This is a genomic window from Curvibacter sp. GW821-FHT09D12, from assembly GCF_059416245.1.
The window spans coordinates 136,941-157,079 of record NZ_JBWKOU010000003.1 but is presented as its reverse complement, the minus strand read 5'-3'; the positions used below and the strand labels follow the sequence as shown (position 1 = coordinate 157,079).

The 20,139-nt window shown below is 66.1% G+C and carries 13 protein-coding genes; 6 read left to right on the top strand and 7 right to left on the bottom strand.

The genetic code is table 11. The features are described from left to right. Positions 1–24 precede the first annotated feature (24 nt). The 6 genes from AC07PT_RS05630 to AC07PT_RS05605 all read left to right on the top strand — a co-directional run bounded on the left by AC07PT_RS05630 (position 25) and on the right by AC07PT_RS05605 (position 7,966). Positions 25–1,182 (top strand): PilT/PilU family type 4a pilus ATPase, encoded by a 1,158-nt coding sequence (locus tag AC07PT_RS05630; RefSeq protein WP_494656274.1) that lies wholly within the window; start codon positions 25–27, stop codon positions 1,180–1,182. Then, positions 1,182–2,354, top strand: a complete 1,173-nt coding sequence (gene dapE / locus AC07PT_RS05625) for a succinyl-diaminopimelate desuccinylase (protein WP_494656072.1) — start codon at positions 1,182–1,184, stop codon at positions 2,352–2,354. The genes AC07PT_RS05630 and dapE overlap by 1 nt, the downstream gene beginning before the upstream one ends. Then, the gene (prmB, locus tag AC07PT_RS05620; RefSeq protein ID WP_494656071.1) at positions 2,351–3,259 is read left to right on the top strand and encodes a 50S ribosomal protein L3 N(5)-glutamine methyltransferase; all 909 of its coding nucleotides are present in this window, start codon (positions 2,351–2,353) and stop codon (positions 3,257–3,259) included. Before dapE ends, prmB begins: the two co-directional genes overlap by 4 nt. Positions 3,260–3,502: 243 nt before the next feature. Further along, entirely contained in the window at positions 3,503–5,308 is a 1,806-nt protein-coding gene (locus AC07PT_RS05615; protein ID WP_494656070.1) for a methyl-accepting chemotaxis protein, read from the top strand. A gap of 82 nt (positions 5,309–5,390) precedes the next feature. Beyond that, positions 5,391–7,427, top strand: coding sequence for an ABC-F family ATP-binding cassette domain-containing protein (locus tag AC07PT_RS05610; RefSeq protein WP_494656069.1), 2,037 nt, complete (start codon positions 5,391–5,393; stop codon positions 7,425–7,427). A 50-nt stretch (positions 7,428–7,477) separates the two neighbouring features. Continuing rightward, positions 7,478–7,966, top strand: coding sequence for a hypothetical protein (locus AC07PT_RS05605; RefSeq protein ID WP_492345442.1), 489 nt, complete (start codon positions 7,478–7,480; stop codon positions 7,964–7,966). A 23-nt stretch (positions 7,967–7,989) separates the two neighbouring features. Here AC07PT_RS05605 and AC07PT_RS05600 read toward each other — a convergent pair whose 3' ends face one another. The 7 genes from AC07PT_RS05600 to AC07PT_RS05570 form a co-directional block, all read right to left on the bottom strand. Next, positions 7,990–8,382: a VOC family protein gene (locus AC07PT_RS05600; RefSeq protein WP_492345441.1), complete on the bottom strand. Its 393-nt coding sequence runs from the start codon at positions 8,380–8,382 to the stop codon at positions 7,990–7,992. Positions 8,383–8,505: 123 nt separating this feature from the next. Next, on the bottom strand, positions 8,506–10,152 hold the full coding sequence (locus AC07PT_RS05595; RefSeq protein ID WP_494656068.1) for an ABC transporter ATP-binding protein: 1,647 nt from the start codon (positions 10,150–10,152) through the stop codon (positions 8,506–8,508). After that, positions 10,149–11,255, bottom strand: a complete 1,107-nt coding sequence (locus AC07PT_RS05590; protein WP_494656067.1) for an ABC transporter permease — start codon at positions 11,253–11,255, stop codon at positions 10,149–10,151. The genes AC07PT_RS05595 and AC07PT_RS05590 overlap by 4 nt, the downstream gene beginning before the upstream one ends. Continuing rightward, entirely contained in the window at positions 11,221–12,246 is a 1,026-nt protein-coding gene (locus tag AC07PT_RS05585; protein ID WP_494656066.1) for a microcin C ABC transporter permease YejB, read from the bottom strand. The genes AC07PT_RS05590 and AC07PT_RS05585 overlap by 35 nt, the downstream gene beginning before the upstream one ends. A gap of 48 nt (positions 12,247–12,294) precedes the next feature. Then, a complete protein-coding gene (locus tag AC07PT_RS05580) occupies positions 12,295–14,121 on the bottom strand; it encodes an extracellular solute-binding protein (protein ID WP_494656065.1) in 1,827 nt (608 codons plus the stop codon). An 87-nt stretch (positions 14,122–14,208) separates the two neighbouring features. Next, positions 14,209–19,590 (bottom strand): beta strand repeat-containing protein, encoded by a 5,382-nt coding sequence (locus AC07PT_RS05575; RefSeq protein ID WP_494656064.1) that lies wholly within the window; start codon positions 19,588–19,590, stop codon positions 14,209–14,211. Between the two features lie 25 nt (positions 19,591–19,615). Continuing rightward, a complete protein-coding gene (locus tag AC07PT_RS05570; protein WP_494656063.1) occupies positions 19,616–20,128 on the bottom strand; it encodes a phage tail protein in 513 nt (170 codons plus the stop codon). Between the last annotated feature and the right edge of the window lie 11 nt (positions 20,129–20,139).

The following is a 20,139-nucleotide window of genomic DNA, read 5'->3' as shown; positions in this document are numbered from 1 at the left end:
GAAAGCCAGTCCATGAGCGCCAACATGAGCATGATGGAACGCATCCTGCGGTTGATGGGTGAAAAGGGTGCGTCCGACGTTTACCTGTCAGCCAACGCCCCAGCCCTGATCCGCATCAACGGCACCTGCGTGCCCATCAACAACCAGTTGTTGCCCTTTGATGCCCCACGCAGCCTGCTGGCCGAGATCCTGCCCGCCAGCAACATGGAAGAGCTGCAGGAGACCGGCGAGCTGAATGTGGGCTATGCGCTCAAGGGCATCGGGCGCTTCCGCATCAGCGCCATGCATCAGCGCGGCAGCGTGGCCGCCGTGATCCGCTACATCAGCCATGAGATCCCCAAGCTGGCCACGCTCAACCTGCCCGACATCCTGACCGAACTGATCATGGAGAAGCGGGGCCTGCTGCTGGTGGTGGGGGCCACGGGCTCGGGCAAGAGCACCACGCTGGCCTCGATGCTGGACAACCGCAACGAGCACAGCACGGGCCACATCCTGACCATCGAAGAACCGATCGAGTTTCTGTTCAAGAACAAGAAATCGATCATCAACCAGCGCGAGGTGGGCACCGACACCCAGTCGCTGCAGGTGGCGCTCAAGAACGCACTGCGCCAGGCCCCCGACGTGATCCTGATCGGCGAAATCCGCGATCGCGAGACCATGTCGGCCTCCCTGGCCTATGCGCAGTCGGGCCACCTGGTGCTGGCCACCATGCACGCCAACAACAGCTACCAGGCCCTGAACCGGATCCTGAGCTTCTACCCGGTCGAAGTGCGCCAGACCCTGCTGGTCGACCTCAGCTCGGCGCTCAAGGCCGTCATGTCGCAGCGCTTGCTGCGCAGCAACCAGGGCGGCCGCATCCCCGCCTGCGAGGTGTTGCGCAACACCAAGCTGATTGCCGACCTGATCGAAAAAGGCGACTTCAACGGCATCCAGGAAGCCATGGAAAAGTCCATGGCCGAAGGTTCGCAGACCTTCGAAGAAGACATTGCCCGCCTGATCCAGGCCGGCATCATCGACCGCAAGGAAGGCATGGCCCATGCCGACTCGCCCACCAACCTGATGTGGCGTCTGCAAAACGACTTCGACCAGTCCGGCAAGGCCGCTGCCGAGGCCGCCAAGTCCCGGGCCGAGCCCGAGGACGAACCCTCATTCACCGAAATCGTCCTCGACGTGAAGCACTGATGTCCCGTACCCTGCACCTCACCGAACAACTGATCTCGCGCCCCTCCGTCACGCCCGACGACGCGGGCTGCCAGGCGCTGCTGCGCGAACGCCTTGAGGCCCTGGGCTTTGTCTGCGAAACCCTGGTCAGCGGGCCCGCGCATTTCCGAGTCACCAACCTGTGGGCCAAGCGGCCGGGCGCCACCCCCGATGCCCCTACCCTGGTCTTTGCCGGCCACACCGATGTCGTGCCCACCGGCCCGCTGGAGCAGTGGAAGAGCGACCCCTTCACCCCCACCCACCGCGACGGGCGCCTGTACGGGCGTGGCGCCAGCGACATGAAAACCTCGATCGCGGCCTTTGTGGTCGCCACCGAGGAGTTTCTGGCCGCGCAGCCGCAACCAGCCCTGTCCCTGGCCCTGTTGATCACCAGCGATGAAGAAGGCCCTTCAGTGGACGGCACCGTGGTGGTCTGCCGCACCCTCAAGGAACGTGGCGAGAAGCTCGACTTCTGCATCGTGGGTGAACCTACTTCGGTGCAGCGCACCGGCGACATGATCAAGAACGGCCGCCGCGGCACCATGAGCGGCAAGTTGACGGTCAAGGGCGTGCAGGGCCACATCGCCTACCCGCAACTGGCCCGCAACCCCATCCATCAAGCCCTGCCGGCCCTGACCGAGTTGGCCGCCATCGAGTGGGACCGTGGCAACGCCTACTTCCCACCCACCAGCTGGCAGATCAGCAACATCCACGGCGGCACCGGTGCCACCAATGTGATCCCCGGGCAGGTGGTGATCGACTTCAACTTCCGCTTTTCGTCCGAATCGACCGCCGAAGCGCTGCAGCAGCGCCTGACCAGCGTGCTGGAGCGCCATGAGCTGGAATACGACATCCAGTGGACCATCGGTGGCCACCCCTTCCTGACCACCCCGGGCAGCCTGGTCACAGCCATCCAGGGCGCCATCCGCGACGAAGTGGGCATCGAGACCGAACTCTCCACCACCGGTGGCACCAGCGACGGTCGCTTCATTGCCCAGATCTGCCCCCAGGTGATCGAGTTTGGCCCGCCCAACGCCACCATCCACAAGATCGACGAGCACATCGCCGTGGCCGACATTGAACCTGTGAAAAACATCTACCGCCGCACCCTTGAGAACTTGAACGCCAGCCTGGGCACCGGAGTCGCAGCGTGAGCGGCGCCCCGCAAACCGTGTTGGGTCTGATCGAGCAAGCCCGGCAACAACTGGAGACCGCTGGCGTGGCCTTTGGTCACGGCACCACCAATGCCTTTGACGAGGCCGCCTGGCTGGTGTTGTGGCAACTGGGCCTGCCGCTGGACAGCCCCTTGGGGGGTGAGCCCGAGGGTGAACCTTCGGTGGCCGACCAAGCCGTTGGCCCCGACGATGCCGCACGCGTGCAGGCCCTGATCGAGCGCCGCATCAGCAGCCGCCAGCCCGCGGCCTACCTGACGCGCGAGGCCTGGCTGCAAGGCGTGCCTTTTTATGTGGACGAGCGCGCCATCGTGCCGCGCAGCTTCATTGCCGAACTGATTGCCGACGGCAGCATCGACCCCTGGCTGGACGCCAACACCCACCGCGTGCTCGACCTGTGCACCGGCAACGGCAGCCTGGCCGTGCTGGCCGCCATGGCCTGGCCCGAAATCGTGGTGGAAGGCGCCGACCTCTCTGCCGACGCACTGGCCGTGGCCCGCATCAACGTGGACCGGCATGGCCTGCAAGACCGCATCACGCTCAAGACCAGCGACGGCCTGAGCGCCCTGCCCGGCCCCTACGACCTGATCCTGTGCAACCCGCCCTACGTCAACGCCCAGAGCATGACCCAACTGCCCGCGGAGTACCTGGCCGAGCCCGAAATGGCCCTGGCTGGCGGCACTGACGGCATGGATTTCATCCGGCAGTTGTTGCGCGATGCGCCGGACCGACTCAGCGAGCAAGGCGTGCTGGTGCTCGAGATCGGCAACGAGCGGGCCTACTTCGAAGCCGCTTTCCCCGATCTGCCGGTGTTCTGGCTGGAAACCAGTGCTGGTGGCGACCAGGTGCTGCTGGTGACGCGTGAGGCCTTGAGCCCTGCAGACTGACCCAGGGCGGCCCGCCACTCAGGGCAAAGCTGTAGCCAGTTGTCACATGAATGTGTCAAACTTTGTCACATCTGACCACAACCAGAGACGAGCAGCCTACCCCAAGTCCCCTTGAATCCCATGTCCGCCGGAGGTCGAGGCTGCATCCCCCTTGCTCAGGCCATGGGGTCACAGGCCGAAGGGGCTCCGGGTGACAGACTGGAGCAGGGGCCTGCCCGCCTCGATCCTCATGAAGGACAGGCCATGTTCCACAGCATCCGCCAGAAGCTGATCGCCACCAGCGTGCTCATCGTGAGCGCCGCCATCGTGCTGGTCAGCGCTGTCAGCTATTACTTTGCACGCGGCTTCATCCTCGAGGACCTGAACGAGCAATTGACCCGCATCAGCCAGTCCGAAGCCCGGCAACTGGGCCAATGGGCGCTGGCGCAAAAGCAGGTCGTCGAAGCCCTGGCACCTGCGGTGGACAACCCCGACCCCAACCCGGCCCTGCAACAGGCCCTGGTGTCCGGTCGACAGGACCTGGCCTACATCGGCAGCGCCGACAAGAAGATGGTGTCGGTGCCCAGCCGCAGCCGCCCGGCCGACTACGATCCCACCTCCCGCGCCTGGTACAAGCTGGCCGATCAGAGCGGCAAGGCCATCCTCACGCCGCCCTACATCGCTGCATCGAGCCAAAAGCTGGTCGTGACCTTTGCCTTCCCCGTCAAGACCGGCGGCCAGACCCGCGCCGTGACCGGGGCCGATGTCACGGTTGAAGACGTGGTCAAGGGCCTGGGCCAGATCCACCCCACGCCGAGCGGCTTTGCCTTTCTGCTGGACAAGGAGGGCCGCATCCTGGCTCACCCTGACAAGCAATTGATCCTCAAGCCCGTGGCCGACCTGTCCAGGGACATCACCCCGGATCTGCTGGGCCGCGCCAGCCAGAGCGAACATGACCCCGAAGTCGCCGGGATCGGTGGCGAGGCCTATTTGCTCAAGGCCGCGCCCGTCCCCGAGACCGACTGGGTACTGGTGACGGCTGCCCAGCGGCGCGAAGCCCTGAGCCGGCTGGACCGCCTGCTGCTCAGTGTGGCGGGTGCCCTGGTCGTCGTCGGTGTGCTGGCCGGCCTGCTGGCCATGGGCACCGTGCACGCCCTGCTGGGTGGCCTGACCCGCGTGCGCAACGCCATGCGCCAGATCGGCTCGGGCACAGGCGACCTGACCCAGCGCCTGCCGATCAAGGGCCGCGACGAGATCGACGAGATCGCCACCGCCTTCAACGACTTCGTGGGCAAGATCGAGGCCGTGATGCGCGACGTCAGCCACACCAGCGAGTCCATCGCCACGGCCTCCAGCGAGATCGCCCTGGGCTCGCAAGACCTGAGCAGCCGCACCGAGCAGACCGCCAGCAACCTCGAAGAGGCGTCGGCCTCGATGGAGCAATTGACCCAACTGGTCAACCACAGCGCCCAGAGCGCAGCCCACGGCCGCGACCTGGCCACCCGCTCGGTCGACATGGCCGATCGCGGGGGCCTGGTGATGGGTCAGGTGGTGCAAACCATGAGTGACATCTCGAACAGCTCGCACCGCATCTCAGACATCACCTCAGTGATCGACGGCATTGCCTTCCAGACCAACATCCTCGCCCTGAACGCGGCGGTCGAAGCTGCGCGGGCCGGCGAGCAAGGTCGTGGTTTTGCCGTGGTGGCCTCCGAGGTGCGCTCGCTGGCCAGCCGATCTGCCGAGGCCGCCAAAGAGATCAAGACCCTGATCGGCGCCAGCGTCGAGCGGGTGGAAGACGGCGGCCGCCTGGTCGGCGAGGCCGGACAGGCCATGGGCGAGATCGTGCAAAGCGTGAAACAGGTCACCACCATCGTCCAGGAGATCAGCACCGGCACCACCGACCAGAGCCGTGGCATCGGTGAGATCAATGCGGCCGTGTCCCACCTCGACCAGATGACCCAGCAGAACGCCGCCCTGGTCGAGCAATCGGCCGCTGCCGCCGAAAGCCTCAAGGAGCAGGCGGCCCATCTGGCGGCTGTGGTGGCCACCTTCAAGATCAGCCGCTGAAGCTCGCGGCAACCCTGCCCTGTCCGGGCATGCGAAAATCGCAGGCTTTGCCTTCCAACACCGGCACCGGCCGGGCCTTGCCATGATCACGCTCAAGAACATCGTCTTGCGACGCAGCGCCAAAGTGCTGCTCGACAAGGTTTCCGTCACCCTCAACCCGGGGGAGAAGGTAGGCCTGGTCGGTCGCAACGGGGCCGGCAAGTCCACCCTGTTTGCCCTGCTGAATGGCAGCCTGCATGAAGACGGCGGCGATTTCTACATTCCGGCCCAGTGGCGCATGGCCCAGGTGGCCCAGAACATGCCCGAGACCGATGAAAGTGCCACCCATTTCGTGTTGAATGGCGACACCCGACTCGCCGAGTTGCGTGCCCAATTGCACGCACTGGAGGCCTCTGACGCGTCGTACGACGATCACGACCACGGCATGGCCATGGCCCAGCTCTACACCGACCTGGCCGATGCGGGTGACCACGATGCGGTGCCGCGCGCCCAGTCGCTGATCCTGGGCCTGGGTTTCCAGAGCCACGAGCTGGACCGCCCTGTGAACAGTTTCTCGGGCGGCTGGCGCATGCGCCTTCAGTTGGCCCGGGCTCTGATGTGCCCCTCCGACCTGCTGCTGCTCGATGAACCCACCAACCACTTGGACCTGGACGCCCTGGTCTGGCTCGAAGCCTGGCTCAAGCGCTACGCCGGCACCATGATCGTGATCAGCCACGACCGCGAGTTTCTGGATGCCGTGACCAACGTCACCCTGCACATCGACAACGCCCAACTGGTGCGCTACGGCGGCAACTACAGCGCGTTTGAGACCCTGCAGGCTCAGCAGATGGAGTTGCAGGCGGCGGCCTTCTCCAAGCAGCAGGACAAGATTGCCCACCTGCAGAAGTTCATTGACCGCTTCAAGGCCAAGGCCAGCAAGGCCAAGCAGGCGCAAAGCCGGGTCAAGGCCCTGGAGCGCATGGAGAAGATTGCGCCCATCCTGGCCAATGCCGAGTTCACCTTCGAGTTCAAGGAACCGACCAACCTGCCCAACCCCATGCTGGCCATCAGCGATGCGGCGTTCGGCTACCAGACCGACGAGGGCGACAAGTACATCCTCAGCGGGGTCAACCGCTCGGTACTGGCCGGCCAGCGCATCGGCATCCTGGGTGCCAATGGCCAGGGCAAATCGACCCTGGTCAAGACCATTGCCCGCGAGATGAAGCCCCTGGGCGGCACCGTGACCGAAGGCAAGGGCCTGTCCATCGGCTACTTTGCCCAGCAGGAACTGGATGTGCTGCGCAGCGGCGAGAACCCGCTGGAGCACATGATCCGGCTGGCCAAGGAGCTGGGGCCGAATGCCCGCGAATCCTCCCGCGAGCAAGACCTGCGCAACTACCTGGGCACATTCAACTTCAGCGGCGACATGGTCAAGCAGGCCGTGGGCACCATGAGCGGCGGTGAAAAAGCGCGCCTTGTGCTGGCCATGATCGTGTGGCAGCGACCCAACCTGCTGCTGCTGGACGAACCGACCAACCACCTGGACCTGGCCACCCGCGAGGCCCTGTCGGTGGCGCTGAACGAGTTTGAAGGCACCGTGATGCTGGTCAGCCACGACCGGGCGCTGCTGCGCTCGGTGTGCGACGAGTTCTGGCTGGTGGGCCGTGGCGTGGTCGGCCCCTTCGATGGTGACCTGGACGACTACCAGCGTTACCTGCTGGACGAATCCAAACGCCTGCGTGAAGTCGCCAAGGAAACCCAGCGCAATCTGGAGGCCGAGGCCCAGGCCAGCCAGGCCGCCGCTGCCGAGGCCGCCCGTGCTGCCGAAGCCGCCGCCAGCCAGGCAGCTGCCCCGGCCATTGCCTCACGTGATCAACGCAAGCTCGATGCCCAGGCCCGCCAGGCCCTGGCCGAAAAGACCCGCCCCCTCAAGAAAGAGCTGGAGCAAGTGGACCAGCGCATGGCCCAGCTCGGCAAGGACAAGACGGCCTTGGAAGAACGCCTGAGCACGCCGTTGCCGTCGGCCGAGATTGCAGAATGCGGCAAGAAGCTCAAGGCCATCAGCGACGAACTGGAAAAGCTTGAAGAGCGCTGGCTGGAACTCAACGAAGAGATCGAAGCCATCACGCAGGCCGCTTGAAGAAGGCCCTTGGCCAGCACAATGGCGCCATAGGACTGACTGGAGCCCCCATGCCCGACAAGACCCTGGCCCTGACCCACGGCCAAGCCGACCTGCAACGCGCCGTGCTGAACAGCCGGCGCCTGCTGAAAAAGCGCGCATTGTGGGCGGCGGCTGCCGCCGCCCTGCCCGTACCGGGCCTGGATTTCGCTGTGGACGCGGCCCTGCTGTCGCGCCTGATCCCCCAGATCAGCCATGAATTTGGCCTGTCCGGGGTGCAACTGGACCGCTTGTCACCAGATCGGCGCGAACAGGTGCAGAAAGCCGTCGCAGTGGTGGGCTCGCTGCTGATCGGGCGTTTTCTCAGCGCCGAGTTGCTGCTGACCTTGGCGGCCAAGGCTGGCCTGCGCCTGACCGCCGGCCAGGCCGCCCGCTACGTGCCGCTTGCCGGCCAAGCCCTGTCGGCTGCCATGGGCTATGCAGCGGTGCGTGCCCTGGGCGAACAGCACATCCGCGAATGTGTGCTGGTGCGCCAGGCGCTGCCGCCAGCACCTGACTGACGGCCCGACCCGCGGCCAGCAACTTACTTGGGACGGTACAGGGCGCAGAGCTTGTGACCATCCGGGTCGCGCACATAGGCCAGGTACATCGAGCCCATCTTGCCTTCGCGCAGACCCGGTGGGTCTTCGATGGAGATGCCGCCATGGGCCACCGCGGTGTCGTGGAACTGCTTCAGCTGCTCGGGTGAATTGCATTTGAAGCCCAGGGTGAAGCCGTTGGCCACGGTGGCGGCCTGGCCATCGATGGGTTCGCTGAGGCCGAAGGTGTTGCCATCGTGCCGATAGAACAGCCGCACCTGGCCGGTGGCGTTCACGTTGCGCGCGGGCTCGCCCGCGCCCAGAACGCCCAGCACGGCGTCGTAAAAACGTTTGGACCGCTCGATGTCGCTGGTGCCCAGCATCACGTGGTTGAACATGGGAGTCTCCTTTGGGTTTTCATGGGGGGTGAGGCATGCTAGCGCAAGGTGGCGCCCCAGCCGGCGCGGTCTGAGTCACCTGCGTGGCAGTGCGACAGCGCCTGGGCAGGATCCAAGCGGCCCTCAATCCAGCGCGGCCTGCACCAGGGTGCGGGTGTAGTCGCTTTGCGGCTGCTCCAGCACCTGGGCCACCGTGCCGGATTCGACCACCTGGCCATCTTTCATCACCAGCACCTCGTGCGCCATGGCGCGGATCACGGCGATGTCGTGGGTGATCAGCAGGAAACTCAGGCCGCGTTCGCGCTGAAGCTGCTGCAGCAACTGCAGCACCTGCTTCTGGATGCTGACATCGAGCGCGCTGGTAGGTTCGTCCAGCACCAACAGGCTCGGGCCCACGATCAAGGCCCGGGCAATGGCCAGGCGTTGACGCTGGCCGCCCGAGAATTCATGCGGGTAGCGGGCCAGCAGGCCCGGAAACTGCGCCTCGCCCAGCCCCACCTCGGCCAGGGCCTGGGCGACTCGGGCGCGCCGCTGGGCCCCACTCAGCCCGGGTTCGTGCACCAGCAGCCCCTCGCCCACGATCTCCTCCACCGTGAGCCGGGGCGACAAGGACGAAAACGGGTCTTGAAACACCACCTGCACCTGGCGCCGCAAGGCCCGGTGGGCCGGCGTGTTGCGGGTGCCCAGGCCTTGCCAGCCCTGCGCACCAAAGCGCAGCGTGCCCTGGCTGGGCAGCAAGCCCAACACCGCCTGTGCCAGGGTGGACTTGCCCGAACCCGACTCGCCCACCACCCCCAGGGTGCGCCCCTGGGGCAGGCTGAAACTGGCACCTTGCACCGCCACAAACTCGCCGCGCCCCCACCAGCCCCGCCAACCTGGCAAGGCCACGGGGTAGACCACGCGCAGGCCCTCAGCCTGCAGCACCGCGGCCGGAACAGGGTCGGCGGGATCGACCTCGATCACGTCGCGCCGCGGCAGGCTGTCGAGCAACTTGCGGGTGTAGGCATGGCGGGGCCTGGCAAACACCTCAGCGACGGCGCCCTGCTCCACCAGCACGCCGTTTTCCATCACCGCCACACGGTCGGCAAAACGGCGCACCATCTGCAGATCATGGGTGATCAACAGCACGGCCATGCCGGTGCGCCGTTGCAGATCGGACAGCAGATCCAGGATCTGTGCACGCAAGGTCACATCCAGGGCCGTGGTGGGCTCATCGGCCAGCAGCAGGCGCGGCTCGGTGGCCAAGGCCATGGCAATCATGGCGCGCTGGCGCTGGCCGCCCGACAACTGATGGGGGTAGCTGCGGGCGCGCCGTTCCGGCTCGGGAATGCCGGTGTCTGCCAGGGCTTTAACCGCCAGGGGCCAGGCCTGCTGGCGGTTCAGCCCCTTCTTGAGTTGCAGCACCTCCACAATCTGCTCGCCCACCGTGAACAGCGGGTTGAGGGCGGTCATGGGCTCTTGGAAGATCATGGCGATGTCGTCTCCCCGCAGGCCTTGCAACTCACGCTCTGGCAGGCTCAGCAGGTCACGCATGGGGGCGCCGGTCGCGGTGTCGCGCAGCAGCACACAACCCCGACAGCGGGCATGCGCCGCCAGGCGCAGCAAGCTCAGCGCCGTGACCGACTTGCCCGAGCCCGATTCGCCCACCAGGGCCAGTTTTTCGCCCGCAGCCAAGTTGAAGCTGATGCCATGCACCACTTCCTTGTCGTCAAACGCGATGCGCAGATCCTGCACCTGCAACAGCGGTGCATCGGTGGTGGGGGTGTTCATGCCTGGGCCTCCGCCTGACGGGGGTCGAGGGCATCGCGCAGCGCATCGCCCATGAAAGTGAGCAGCAGCAGGGTGATCACCAGCACGCCAAACGTGGACAGCGAGATCCACCACGCATCGATGTTGCCTTTGCCCTGGCTCAGCAATTCACCCAGCGAGGGCGTGCCCGGTGGCACCCCCAGGCCCAGAAAATCAAGCGAGGTGAGCGCCAGGATGGCTGCGCTCATGCGAAAGGGCAAAAAGGTGACCACCGGGGTCAGGCTGTTGGGCAGGATGTGGCGCCAGATGATCTGGGTGTTGGACACCCCCAGGGCACGGGCAGCCTTCACGTAGTCGAGCTGCCGGTTGCGCAAAAACTCGGCGCGCACATAGTCGGACAGGCCCATCCAGCCGAACAGGCTGAGCAGCACCAGCAGCAGGGCCACACTGGGCGCAAACACCGCGCTGAAGATGATCAGCAGGTACAGCTCAGGCATGGAGCCCCAGATTTCGATGAAGCGCTGAAAGGCCAGGTCGGTGCGCCCACCGAAATACCCTTGCACGGCGCCCGTCAACACCCCCAGCAACACCCCCGACACGGTGAGTGCCAGGGCAAACAGCACGCTGACACGAAAGCCATAGATCAGTTGGGCCAGCAGGTCACGCCCCCGGTCGTCAGTGCCCAGCCAGTTGTCTCGGCTGGGGCCGGAGGGGTTGGGCTCTTTGGCGAAGTAATTCAGGGTTTTGGGGCCATAGGGGTTGGGCGCAAACACCGCCCAATTGCCGGGCTGCGCCAATTGCTGACGGATGAAAGGGTCGAGGTAGTCGGTGGGGGTTTCAAAATCACCGCCAAACACCTTTTCGGGGTAATCGTTCCACATCGGGAAATAGGTTTGCCCGGCGTAGCGCACCAGCAGCGGTCGGTCGTTCGACATCAGCTCGGCGCCCAGGCTCATCAACACCAGGGCCACGAACAACACCAGACTCCAGTAGCCCAGCCGGTTGCGCTTGAAGCGCAGCCAGGCACGGCGGGAGGGGCTGAGGCTGGCCGGCACGGGGGGCAAGGATTCAGGCAACGAAAGGGGGGCTTCAGTCGAATTTGACACGGGGGTCCACCCAAACATAAGACAGGTCGGAGATCAGCTTGGTCACCAGGCCGATCAGCGTGAACAGGTACAGCGTGCCCAGCACCACCGGGTAGTCGCGCCGGATCACACTCTCGTAGCTCAGCAGCCCCAGCCCGTCGAGTGAGAACAGGGTCTCGATCAACAGCGAGCCGGTGAAGAAGGCACCCACAAAGGCCGCCGGAAAACCGGTGATGATGGGGATCAGCGCATTGCGGAACACATGCTTCCACAGCACCTGACGTTCGCTCAGGCCCTTGGCACGGGCGGTGATCACGTACTGCTTGCCGATTTCTTCGAGAAAGGCGTTCTTGGTCAGCATGGCGGTGACGGCAAAGCTGCCCAGCACCATGGCCGTGACCGGCAGCGCGATGTGCCACAGGTAATCGGTGATGCGCGCCGGCCAGGCCAGGTCAGACCAGTTGCTGGAGGTCAGCCCACGCAGCGGGAACCACTGCAACTGCCCGCCAAAGATCACCAGCAGCGCCACCCCGAGCACAAAGCCCGGAATCGCATAGCCCACCAAAATCAGCAAGGTGGTGACCAGATCGAAGCGCGAGCCTGACCGCACCGCCTTCGCCACCCCCAGCGGCACGGCCACACCGTAGCTGATGAAAAAGGTCCACAGGCCCAGGCTGGCCGACACCGGCAGTTTGTCGAGGATCAGCTGCCACACATCCTTGTTCTGAAAAAAGCTCTTGCCCAGGTCAAAGCGCGCAAACTGGCCCAGCATCTGCACGAAGCGCTCGGCTGGCGGCTTGTCAAAGCCATACAAGGCCTTGATCTGCTCCAGCCGTTTCGGGTCCACACCCTGGCTTCCGCGGTAGCTGCCGCCGCCCTCGGCCCCGCGCTGGGCACCGGCCTTGGCTTCGGCCAGATACTGCTCCACCGGCCCACCGGGCACGAACTGGATCACGGCGAAGGTCAGCAGCAGCACCCCGAACAAGGTGGGCACCATCAGCAGCAGGCGTTTGACGATGTAGGCAAGCATGGGTGGGCCGGTGGGTGACTGGGGTCAGGGCTTGAGGTCAGGGCGGGATCAGGGCTGTCGGGCCGGCGCGGGCCGGGCCCACCAGGTGTCGATCACCCACTCTTCGCCCGGGGCGTAGGGGGGCATGGTGGCGGGCCCCTGCAAGCGCCAGGCATCAAACACCAGCCGGTGGGTGACGGCGGTGTACTGCGGAATCAGGTAGTGGCCGTGCATGATGACCCGATCCAGCGCACGGCAGGCCGAATGCAACGCGGCCTCGGTCTTGGCCGCCGTCATGCGGGCGATGAGGGCATCCACTGCCGGGCTCTTGACGCCCGCCATGTTGCCCGAATCCTCGGTGTCGGCGGCCTTGCTGCCAAACAGGTCGGCGTACTCCTGGCCCGGCGTGTGGGTGCCGGGCACGGCCAGGGTGATCAGGTCGAAATCGAACTTCTGGATGCGCTGCAGGTACAGCGCAAAGTCGACCGAGCGGAAATTGAGCTTGATGCCCAGCTTCTCGAGATTGCGCCCCCACGAGGCAAAAGTGGCCATCTTGCCTTCGCTGCTGTCCAGGTACTCCAGCACCAGGGGCTCGCCCTGCGCATTGCGCAAGGCGCCATCGCGGTAGTGCCAACCGGCCTCGGCCAGCAGCGCCTGGGCCCGGCGCAGGTTGCCCCGCAGCGACTGATCGCCATCGGTGCGCGGCGGCTGGGCCATGGGGCCGAACACGGCCTCGGGCACCTGGCCACGCCAGGGCTCCAGCAGGGCCAGCTCATCGGGGCCGGGGCTGCCGGAAGCGGCGCAGGCCGTGTTGCCGAACAAACCCGTCACGCGCTGGTAGCTGCCATAGAACAGTTGCCGGTTCATCCATTCGAAATCGAGCGCCAGCCCCAGGGCCTGACGCACCCGGAGGTCGTCCAGCGGCTTGCGCCGGGTGTTGAGGAAAAAGCTCTGGAAACCCGAGGGCAACTGGTGCTTGAACTCACGCTTGACCAGCTCGCCGGAATCGAATCGCTTGCCATTGACGCGGCGCGCCCAGTCGCCCGCCGAATAGAAACGCATCAGGTCGAACTCGCCCGCCTTCAAGGCCTCCAGCTTGGCCGTGTTGTCCTTGTAGATCTTGACCGTGATGCGGTCAAAGTTGTCGCTGCCACGCTTGACGTTGAGATCGCGCGCCCAGTATTGGGGGTCGCGCACATAGGTGATGTCTTTGCCGAAGCGCACCGGGCCGATGCGGTAGGGGCCGCTGCCGATGGGGACCTCGGTCACCACCTCACTGAAGCGCTTGCCAGCCCCCCATTGGTGGCTGAACACGGGCAAGCCGCCCACGGTCAGGGGCAGCTCGCGATTGGGCTTTTTGAAGCGGTAGCGCACGGTGCGCTCGTCCAGCACCTCCAGGCCCGCCACATCTTCGAGTGTGGTCTTGTAGGCGGGCGAGGTGTCCGGTCCCATCAGCATGTCGTAGCTGTACTTCACATCACGGGCCAGCACCGGGTCGCCGTTGTGAAAGCGGGCCTCGGGCCGCAGCCGGAAAGTGGCGCTCAGCCCATCGGGGGCCACCGTCACATCCTCGGCCAGCAAGCCATAGCCCGAGCCCACCTCGTCCATCGCACCGGTGAGCAAGGTGTCGAACATCAGCCCGCTGAGGTAGGCCGGGGCCGACCCCTTGAGCGTGAAGGGGTTGTACTTGTCGAAGGTCGAGGCGCGGCTGTTGCTGACCAGGCGCAATTCGCCGCCCTTGGGCACCTGCGGGTTGACGTAGTCGAAATGCGCGAAACCCGCCGGGTACTTGGGCTGCCCCCACAGGGCGTAGGCCGGGGCCGCGGTGCCGAGCACGGGTCCGACCGCCAGCAGCGCCCCCAACAGGCAGGCATGGATATTTCGCAAAGACGTCATTGCGACTGAGTGTAGCGGCAGCCTGCAGGCTCCGGCCCGACAGCAGGCATCCGACCACCGCGCCCCGGCAGCACCGGGGTCACGGGCTCAGCCGCGCGGGCGGCGTCGGCCCCAGGCGAAGACCATCAGCAGCATCAGGGCCAGCGCGGCCAGAGCCGCTGGGTTCAGGGCCGGGACCGAATTGGCCAAGGCCGAGGGATCGGGCACCACGATGCCACCGCCATCGCTGATCGAGCCATTGGCCGTCAGGTCATCATCGCCGACTCCGCCGTCCACAATCGTCAGGGTGACGGTCCTGCCGCTGAACTGCACGCCGTTGAACTGATACCAGTGCGGCGACGTGTTGGACGCCGTCGGGCCGAACTTCCAGTACTGTGCGTTCGCTGGTGCAGCGGCCGGCAGGTCGAAGGTCAGGACCACAGTGGCCCCGGGGGCTCCGTTCATCACGACAAAATCAAACAGTCCGTACGGAAACGTGAGGCCAGGCGGCGGTGCCACGCTGGGTGACTTCGGATGTCCAGTCAGAGGAATAAAACCGGCCGTCGCCCCGTTGCCACTGCCCGACGGTGCGAACACCCAGCCACCGCTCAAGGACACACTCCCGCCCCCAGGCAGGCCGCCCAGGCTGGTGCTGGTGCCCGCCGGCAGCGTGATGGTGAAGCTCTGATCCACCGGCGCAGCGGCAAGGTGACTTGCGTCACCCGCTTGACGCGCACTGAGGGTGCACAAGCCTGTGGCGGAAAGATGCACGCTGCTGCCATTGACCTGGCACAGACCCGGGGTGAGGCTGACGTAGCTCACCGCCAGGCCCGAACTCGCACTGGCACCCAGCGTGAAATCAGGCGTCCCCAGCACGCGGTCGGTCAGTGCTGCAAAGCTGATGCTCTGGCTGGCCTTGCCCACACCGATGACCAGGCTGGCGGTGGCCGGCAGATACTGTGCATCACCGGCCTTGCTGACGCCGACGGTGCAATCGCCGACGGCCTGGGCGCTCAGCGTGCTGCCGGACAGCGTGCAGAAGGCCTGGCCGGCGTCGAGTGTGAAACTGGCAGCACCGGTCCCCGATCCGCCTGCCGCACTGAGCGTCACCGATCCGTTGAGCACCAGGGTGGCCGGTGCAAGTTGTACCGACAGGCTGGCCTGGGCGGCACGCCCAACCACCACGTCGACGGTGGCGGTGGTCGCCAGATATGGACCCGATGCCGCCTTGGTGGCCGTCACCGTGCAGGTGCCAACCCCGATGGCGCTCAAGGTCGTCTGGTTGACACTGCAATAGCTGTTGCCGGCCGTGATGGCGTAGCTGACGGCGCCATTGCCCGAACCACCGCTGCTGCTCAGGCTGGCCGTGGCCCCGTAAGCCAGCGACGCTGGCGTGGCACTGACGACCAGGCTGGCCTGGGCTGCCGCGGCCACCCCCACGTCCAGCGTCACGTCGGCCTGGTTGTAGGTGGCATCCCCGGCCTTGGTGGCGGTCACCGTGCAGGTTCCCACGCCGGTCGCGCTGAGCGTATTGCCACTGATCGAGCAAACACTGGCGCCGGCCGTGACGGCGTAGGAGACCGCACCACTGCCGCTGCCCCCCGTGATGGCCAGGCTGGCCGTGCCCCCGTAGACCAGGCTGCTCGGCGTGGCCGTCAAGGTCAGGGCGGCCTGCGCCATCTTGCCCACCGTGATGTCCAGGGTGGCCTGGCGGGCCTGGTACTGCGCGTCCCCGGCCTTGGTGGCCGTCACCGTGCAGGTGCCCACGCCAGTGCCGGTCACGGTACTGCCACTGACCGAACAGTAACTGCTGCCGCTGCTGACCACGAAGCTCACGGCACCGCTGCCCGAGCCGCCGCTGGTGCTCAGCGTGGCCGTGCCCTGAAGCACAAGGCTGCTGGGGTTGATGCTCAGGCTCAACGCACTCTGGGGGCCTGCGCTGACCACCACATCGACGGCAGCGCTGGCGGCTTCGTAGCTCGCATCGGCGGCCTTGGTGGCGGTGACCGTGCAAGTGCCCACGCCGATGGCATTCAAGGTGCTGCCCGAGACCGAGCAGAAAGTGCCGCCGCTTGTCACCGCATAAGTGACGGAGCCACTGCCGGCCCCCCCGCTGGTAGACAGCGTGCTGCTGCCGCCAAAGCCCAGCGCCGCGGGGTTGGCGCTGACACTCAGGGCACTCTGTGCGGCCTTCGAGACCACCACGTCAACCGTGGCGGAGGCCGGCAGATAGCTGGCATCACTGGCCTTGGTGGCAGTGACAGTGCAGGTCCCGACACCGATGGCCGTCAGTTCGGCCCCGTTGAGGCTGCAATAGGCGCCACCGGCGGTGATCGCATAGCTCACGGCGCCGCTGCCTGCCCCCCCACTGCTGGACAACGTGGCGCTGCCGCCATAGCTGAGCGCCGCCGGGCTGGCACTCACGCTTAAGCCCGACTGCGACGCCTGGGTGACGCTGACGTCAACCGTCGACTGGGCAAGCTTGTAATGGCTGTCGCCGGCCTTGGTGGCGGTCACGGTGCACGTGCCGACGGCGATCCCGGTCAGGGTGCTGCCCGCAAGTGAGCAGAAGCTGTCGCCACTGGTGATCGCGAAGCTCACGGCGCCCGTGCCCGTCCCCCCGCTGCTGCTCAGCGAGGCGCTTGAATTGAAGGCTATGCTGGCGGGCGAGGCACTGACTGAAAAACCACTCTGGTCGGCCGTGCCGATGCTCAGGTCCAGCGTGGCACTGGCCGCGTTGTAGTTGGAGTCGCCCGCCTTGGTGGCGGTCACGGTGCAGCCACCGACCTCGGTGGCCGTCAGGGTGCTGCCGCTGATCGAGCAATAAGTGGTGCCGGTGGTGACCACAAAGGTCACGGCCCCGCTGCCGGATCCCCCTGTGCTGCCCAACGTGCCAGTGCCGCCATAGGCCAGCGTGGACGGGGTCAGACTGGGCACCAGCGCGGCCTGCGCGCCCTTGAGGTTGCTCAGGCTGAAGCTGGTCGACAAGCCGCCAGCGGCCGCCTGCACGTTGTAGCTGCCCACCGTGCCATTGGCGGTCGCATTGACCGTGGCGTAGCCATTGCCATCGGTGCTGACGGCACTGGAGGGCGTGAGCCCGGCTGAGGCCCCGGTGGCCGGCACCGTGAAGGTGACCACCACGTTGCGCAACGGCTGGCTGCTGGCATCGAGCACCTGGACCTTCAGGGCCGTGGCAAAGGCACTCTGGATCGCCGTCGCCTGGTTGTCACCGCTCTTGATCAGACTGGCCGGCGGGCCGAAGGGATCGATGCGCAGCACCATGCCCGAGGCACCGCTGTAACTGGCCAGCGCCGAAAGGTCGCTGCTGGAGGCCGTGGCCGCACCGCCGGGCAGGCTGCTGCCGGAGGTCGTGCCCCCCAGGCGCAGCACCGGCCCGTCGATCGAGGTGGCCGCCACCAGCGAACGCGCCTCGTCGATGCCGGTGCCGCCCAGCAGGCCGGCGTACTTCCAGGCCGACGGTGCGCTGTAAAGCACCTTGCCCAACATCACGTCCTGGGCCCCCAGCGCGACCTGGCTCAGGCCTTTGTCATCGACAAAGTTGAAATTGCTGCCCGCGCTGCTGGGGCCCGTGAAGTAAAACGCGCTCCCGTCCGAGGCCACGGCCTGCACCGCGTCATAGCCGCTGGCCCCCACATAGGAGACACTGGTGATCGCCGTGCCACTGCCGTCCAGGCGCAGGACAAATCCATCCATGCCTCCGCGTGAGGACACCAATGGCCCAACGCTGCTGCTCGAACCGCCCGTGCGCTGCGGAAAGCCGCTCGAATCGGTTTCGCCCCCCACCACCACCCCGCCCTGCCCGTCCAGAGCCACGGCAAGGGCACGGTCGGCACCGGATTCGCCGGTCTGCGAAGGCTGGCCAGTCAGCAGCGAGAAGAAGACCGGCGCCCCGGTCGATGCCAGCCGGGCCACAAAGCCGTCGCTGCTGTCGAGGCTTCGACTGTTGGTGCTGCTTTGCAGGGCCGACAAGGTCGGCAGGCTGGCGCTCTGCGAGTTGGTCTGCCCGGCCACAAAGACCGTGCCATTCGACATGGCCACGATGGCATTGCCCATGTCGGTATCGCCGTCACCGCCGAGAAAACCGGCATACACCAGGCCGCTGCCGTCCGCCGCCACGGCGGCGACGAAGGCGTCATAGCCCTGGGCACCGCTGGCGCCACCATATTGACTCAGCACCGGGCCCAGCAGGCTGGGAAAGGCCGTTCCAGCGGTGACACAGCCTGCACCGGGCGTGGCCGTGCACTGGCTGTATCCCGTCACATAGGCGCGGTAACTGGCATCGACGGCAATCCCGTTGGCCTGATCGTTTTCGCTGCCACCGATGAAACCGCTGTAATCGATGCTGCTGGCACCAGCCGGCAACCGCATCACGAAGGCATCACGCCCACCGGCCAGGGCGCGGCGGAAACGATTGTTCGAATCGCTGCCCTGGATCGGGAAATTGCTCGAATCGGTGCCCCCGGTCAGGTAGATGCGTTTGGCATCGTCCACCGCCAGACCCGTGCAGACCTCATCGCCCGAGCCACCAAAGTAAGTCACCGATTGGGCCGTGCCGGCATTGTCGAACTTGACCAGAAATGCGTCGTCATTGCCGCCGTACGTATTGGTGGCCTTGGGCAGTCCGCCCGAACGCGTGACACCGCAGGCATAGGTGTTGCCATCCGTGTCCATCGTGACCGCATGCACCTGGTCTTGCGCGCTGCCGCCGATCAGGCCCGAATAGCCGACCCAGGCCGGGTCGATCACCAGCGGCAAGGCACTGTCATAGGCCCCGAGCACAAAACTCACGCGCCAGCGCCCACCGCCCAGATCCTCCAGCCGGTAGCGCGTGGCCACAGTGCGCTGCTGCCCACCCGATGACTGGTACGACACCGGCGCGGCATCGACCAGGCTGTGCCCTCCCTGGCGCCACCACAGGCTGCCGTCAGCACGCAACTCGGCCGCGTCCACGCCCTCCACCAACATGCGGACGCTGGCCGGATCCGCACCACTGGCCAGCTCAAAGCGGTATTTGAAGCCGGCCCGGTCGCCAGCAAAAATCGCGTCCACACCCGGCCAGACCTGCCGGTAAGCCACCGAGTCGTAGCTGCGCAAACCCGTCTGCCATTCGCTGCGTGGCCCGACCAGCCAGTGGTAGAGCGTGGGTGACATCCCGCTGCCCTCAGGGGCCACACCTGCTCCGGCTTCAAAACGGTAGCTGAGGCCGGTGCTGGCGCCGCGCAGGCCGGCCGCGGTGGCCGACTTGCCGGTCTCGCCCGGAAGCTGCAGCGATACCCCTGCCGCACCAAAATCGAGCCGACGCCCAGGCGCCACCGCCACAAAGCCCTGCCCCGATCCGGCGTCAATGAAACGCCCCTCGCGCGCGGCGCTCACGCTGCGCTGGACCAGCGGAGCCTCGGCCGCAGCATGCGCCCCGGCTTGCGAAAAAAGCACGATGGCCGCCGATGCCGCGGTAACGAGAATTTTCATGGTGACAGGTTTTCGCTGGGTGGACTCAGGGGCGCTGGGGGAAAACGCCTTGGAGCGCGATGATGAAATTCATCGTCAGATAGGGCGGCATGTTGTTGTGTGGACTGTTGCCACCAACCGGCGACAGGGCAGACGCCGCCATCGTGGCATCGGGCGCGGCGTTCACATAGGGCAGGTTCGAGGCGCTGCCCAATGCCGCACCGGTCGGCTTGTCGGTGACGCTGCCAGCGGCGCTTTGCACCGTGTGGCGATGGACGGGCATCTGGGAATCCAACAAGGTCACAGACTCCGAGCCACCGGCCTCGCCGAGATCGTGCTGAGACAGGCCCGGGCCCTGCCCCGGGTGCATCGGCATGCGGGCTTGCAGATCGGGCAGCGCGAAGTTGCTCATCCCGTTGCCACCATAGGTGGTGCCCAGCAGAGAGAAAAGCGCGGTGTTCTGAGACAGTGGCAGGATCTGCCCGTTGCAAAAGGCCCAGCCTGTTGGGGCGAAATTGAACCCGACGATGCGGATCTCAGCCACGAATGGGTTGGACATGGGGTGAGTGC

Bases quoted from the DNA above. Each gene is read 5' to 3' on its own strand.
- AC07PT_RS05575 (WP_494656064.1), bottom strand. From the start codon at position 19,590: ATGAAAATTCTCGTTACCGCGGCATCGGCGGCCATCGTGCTTTTTTCG.
- AC07PT_RS05610 (WP_494656069.1), top strand. From the start codon at position 5,391: ATGATCACGCTCAAGAACATCGTCTTGCGACGCAGCGCCAAAGTGCTG.
- dapE (WP_494656072.1), top strand. From the start codon at position 1,182: ATGTCCCGTACCCTGCACCTCACCGAACAACTGATCTCGCGCCCCTCC.
- AC07PT_RS05630 (WP_494656274.1), top strand. From the start codon at position 25: ATGAGCATGATGGAACGCATCCTGCGGTTGATGGGTGAAAAGGGTGCG.
- AC07PT_RS05590 (WP_494656067.1), bottom strand. From the start codon at position 11,255: ATGTTTGGGTGGACCCCCGTGTCAAATTCGACTGAAGCCCCCCTTTCG.
- AC07PT_RS05600 (WP_492345441.1), bottom strand. From the start codon at position 8,382: ATGTTCAACCACGTGATGCTGGGCACCAGCGACATCGAGCGGTCCAAA.
- AC07PT_RS05605 (WP_492345442.1), top strand. From the start codon at position 7,478: ATGCCCGACAAGACCCTGGCCCTGACCCACGGCCAAGCCGACCTGCAA.
- AC07PT_RS05580 (WP_494656065.1), bottom strand. From the start codon at position 14,121: ATGACGTCTTTGCGAAATATCCATGCCTGCCTGTTGGGGGCGCTGCTG.
- AC07PT_RS05570 (WP_494656063.1), bottom strand. From the start codon at position 20,128: ATGTCCAACCCATTCGTGGCTGAGATCCGCATCGTCGGGTTCAATTTC.
- AC07PT_RS05585 (WP_494656066.1), bottom strand. From the start codon at position 12,246: ATGCTTGCCTACATCGTCAAACGCCTGCTGCTGATGGTGCCCACCTTG.
- AC07PT_RS05615 (WP_494656070.1), top strand. From the start codon at position 3,503: ATGTTCCACAGCATCCGCCAGAAGCTGATCGCCACCAGCGTGCTCATC.
- AC07PT_RS05595 (WP_494656068.1), bottom strand. From the start codon at position 10,152: ATGAACACCCCCACCACCGATGCACCGCTGTTGCAGGTGCAGGATCTG.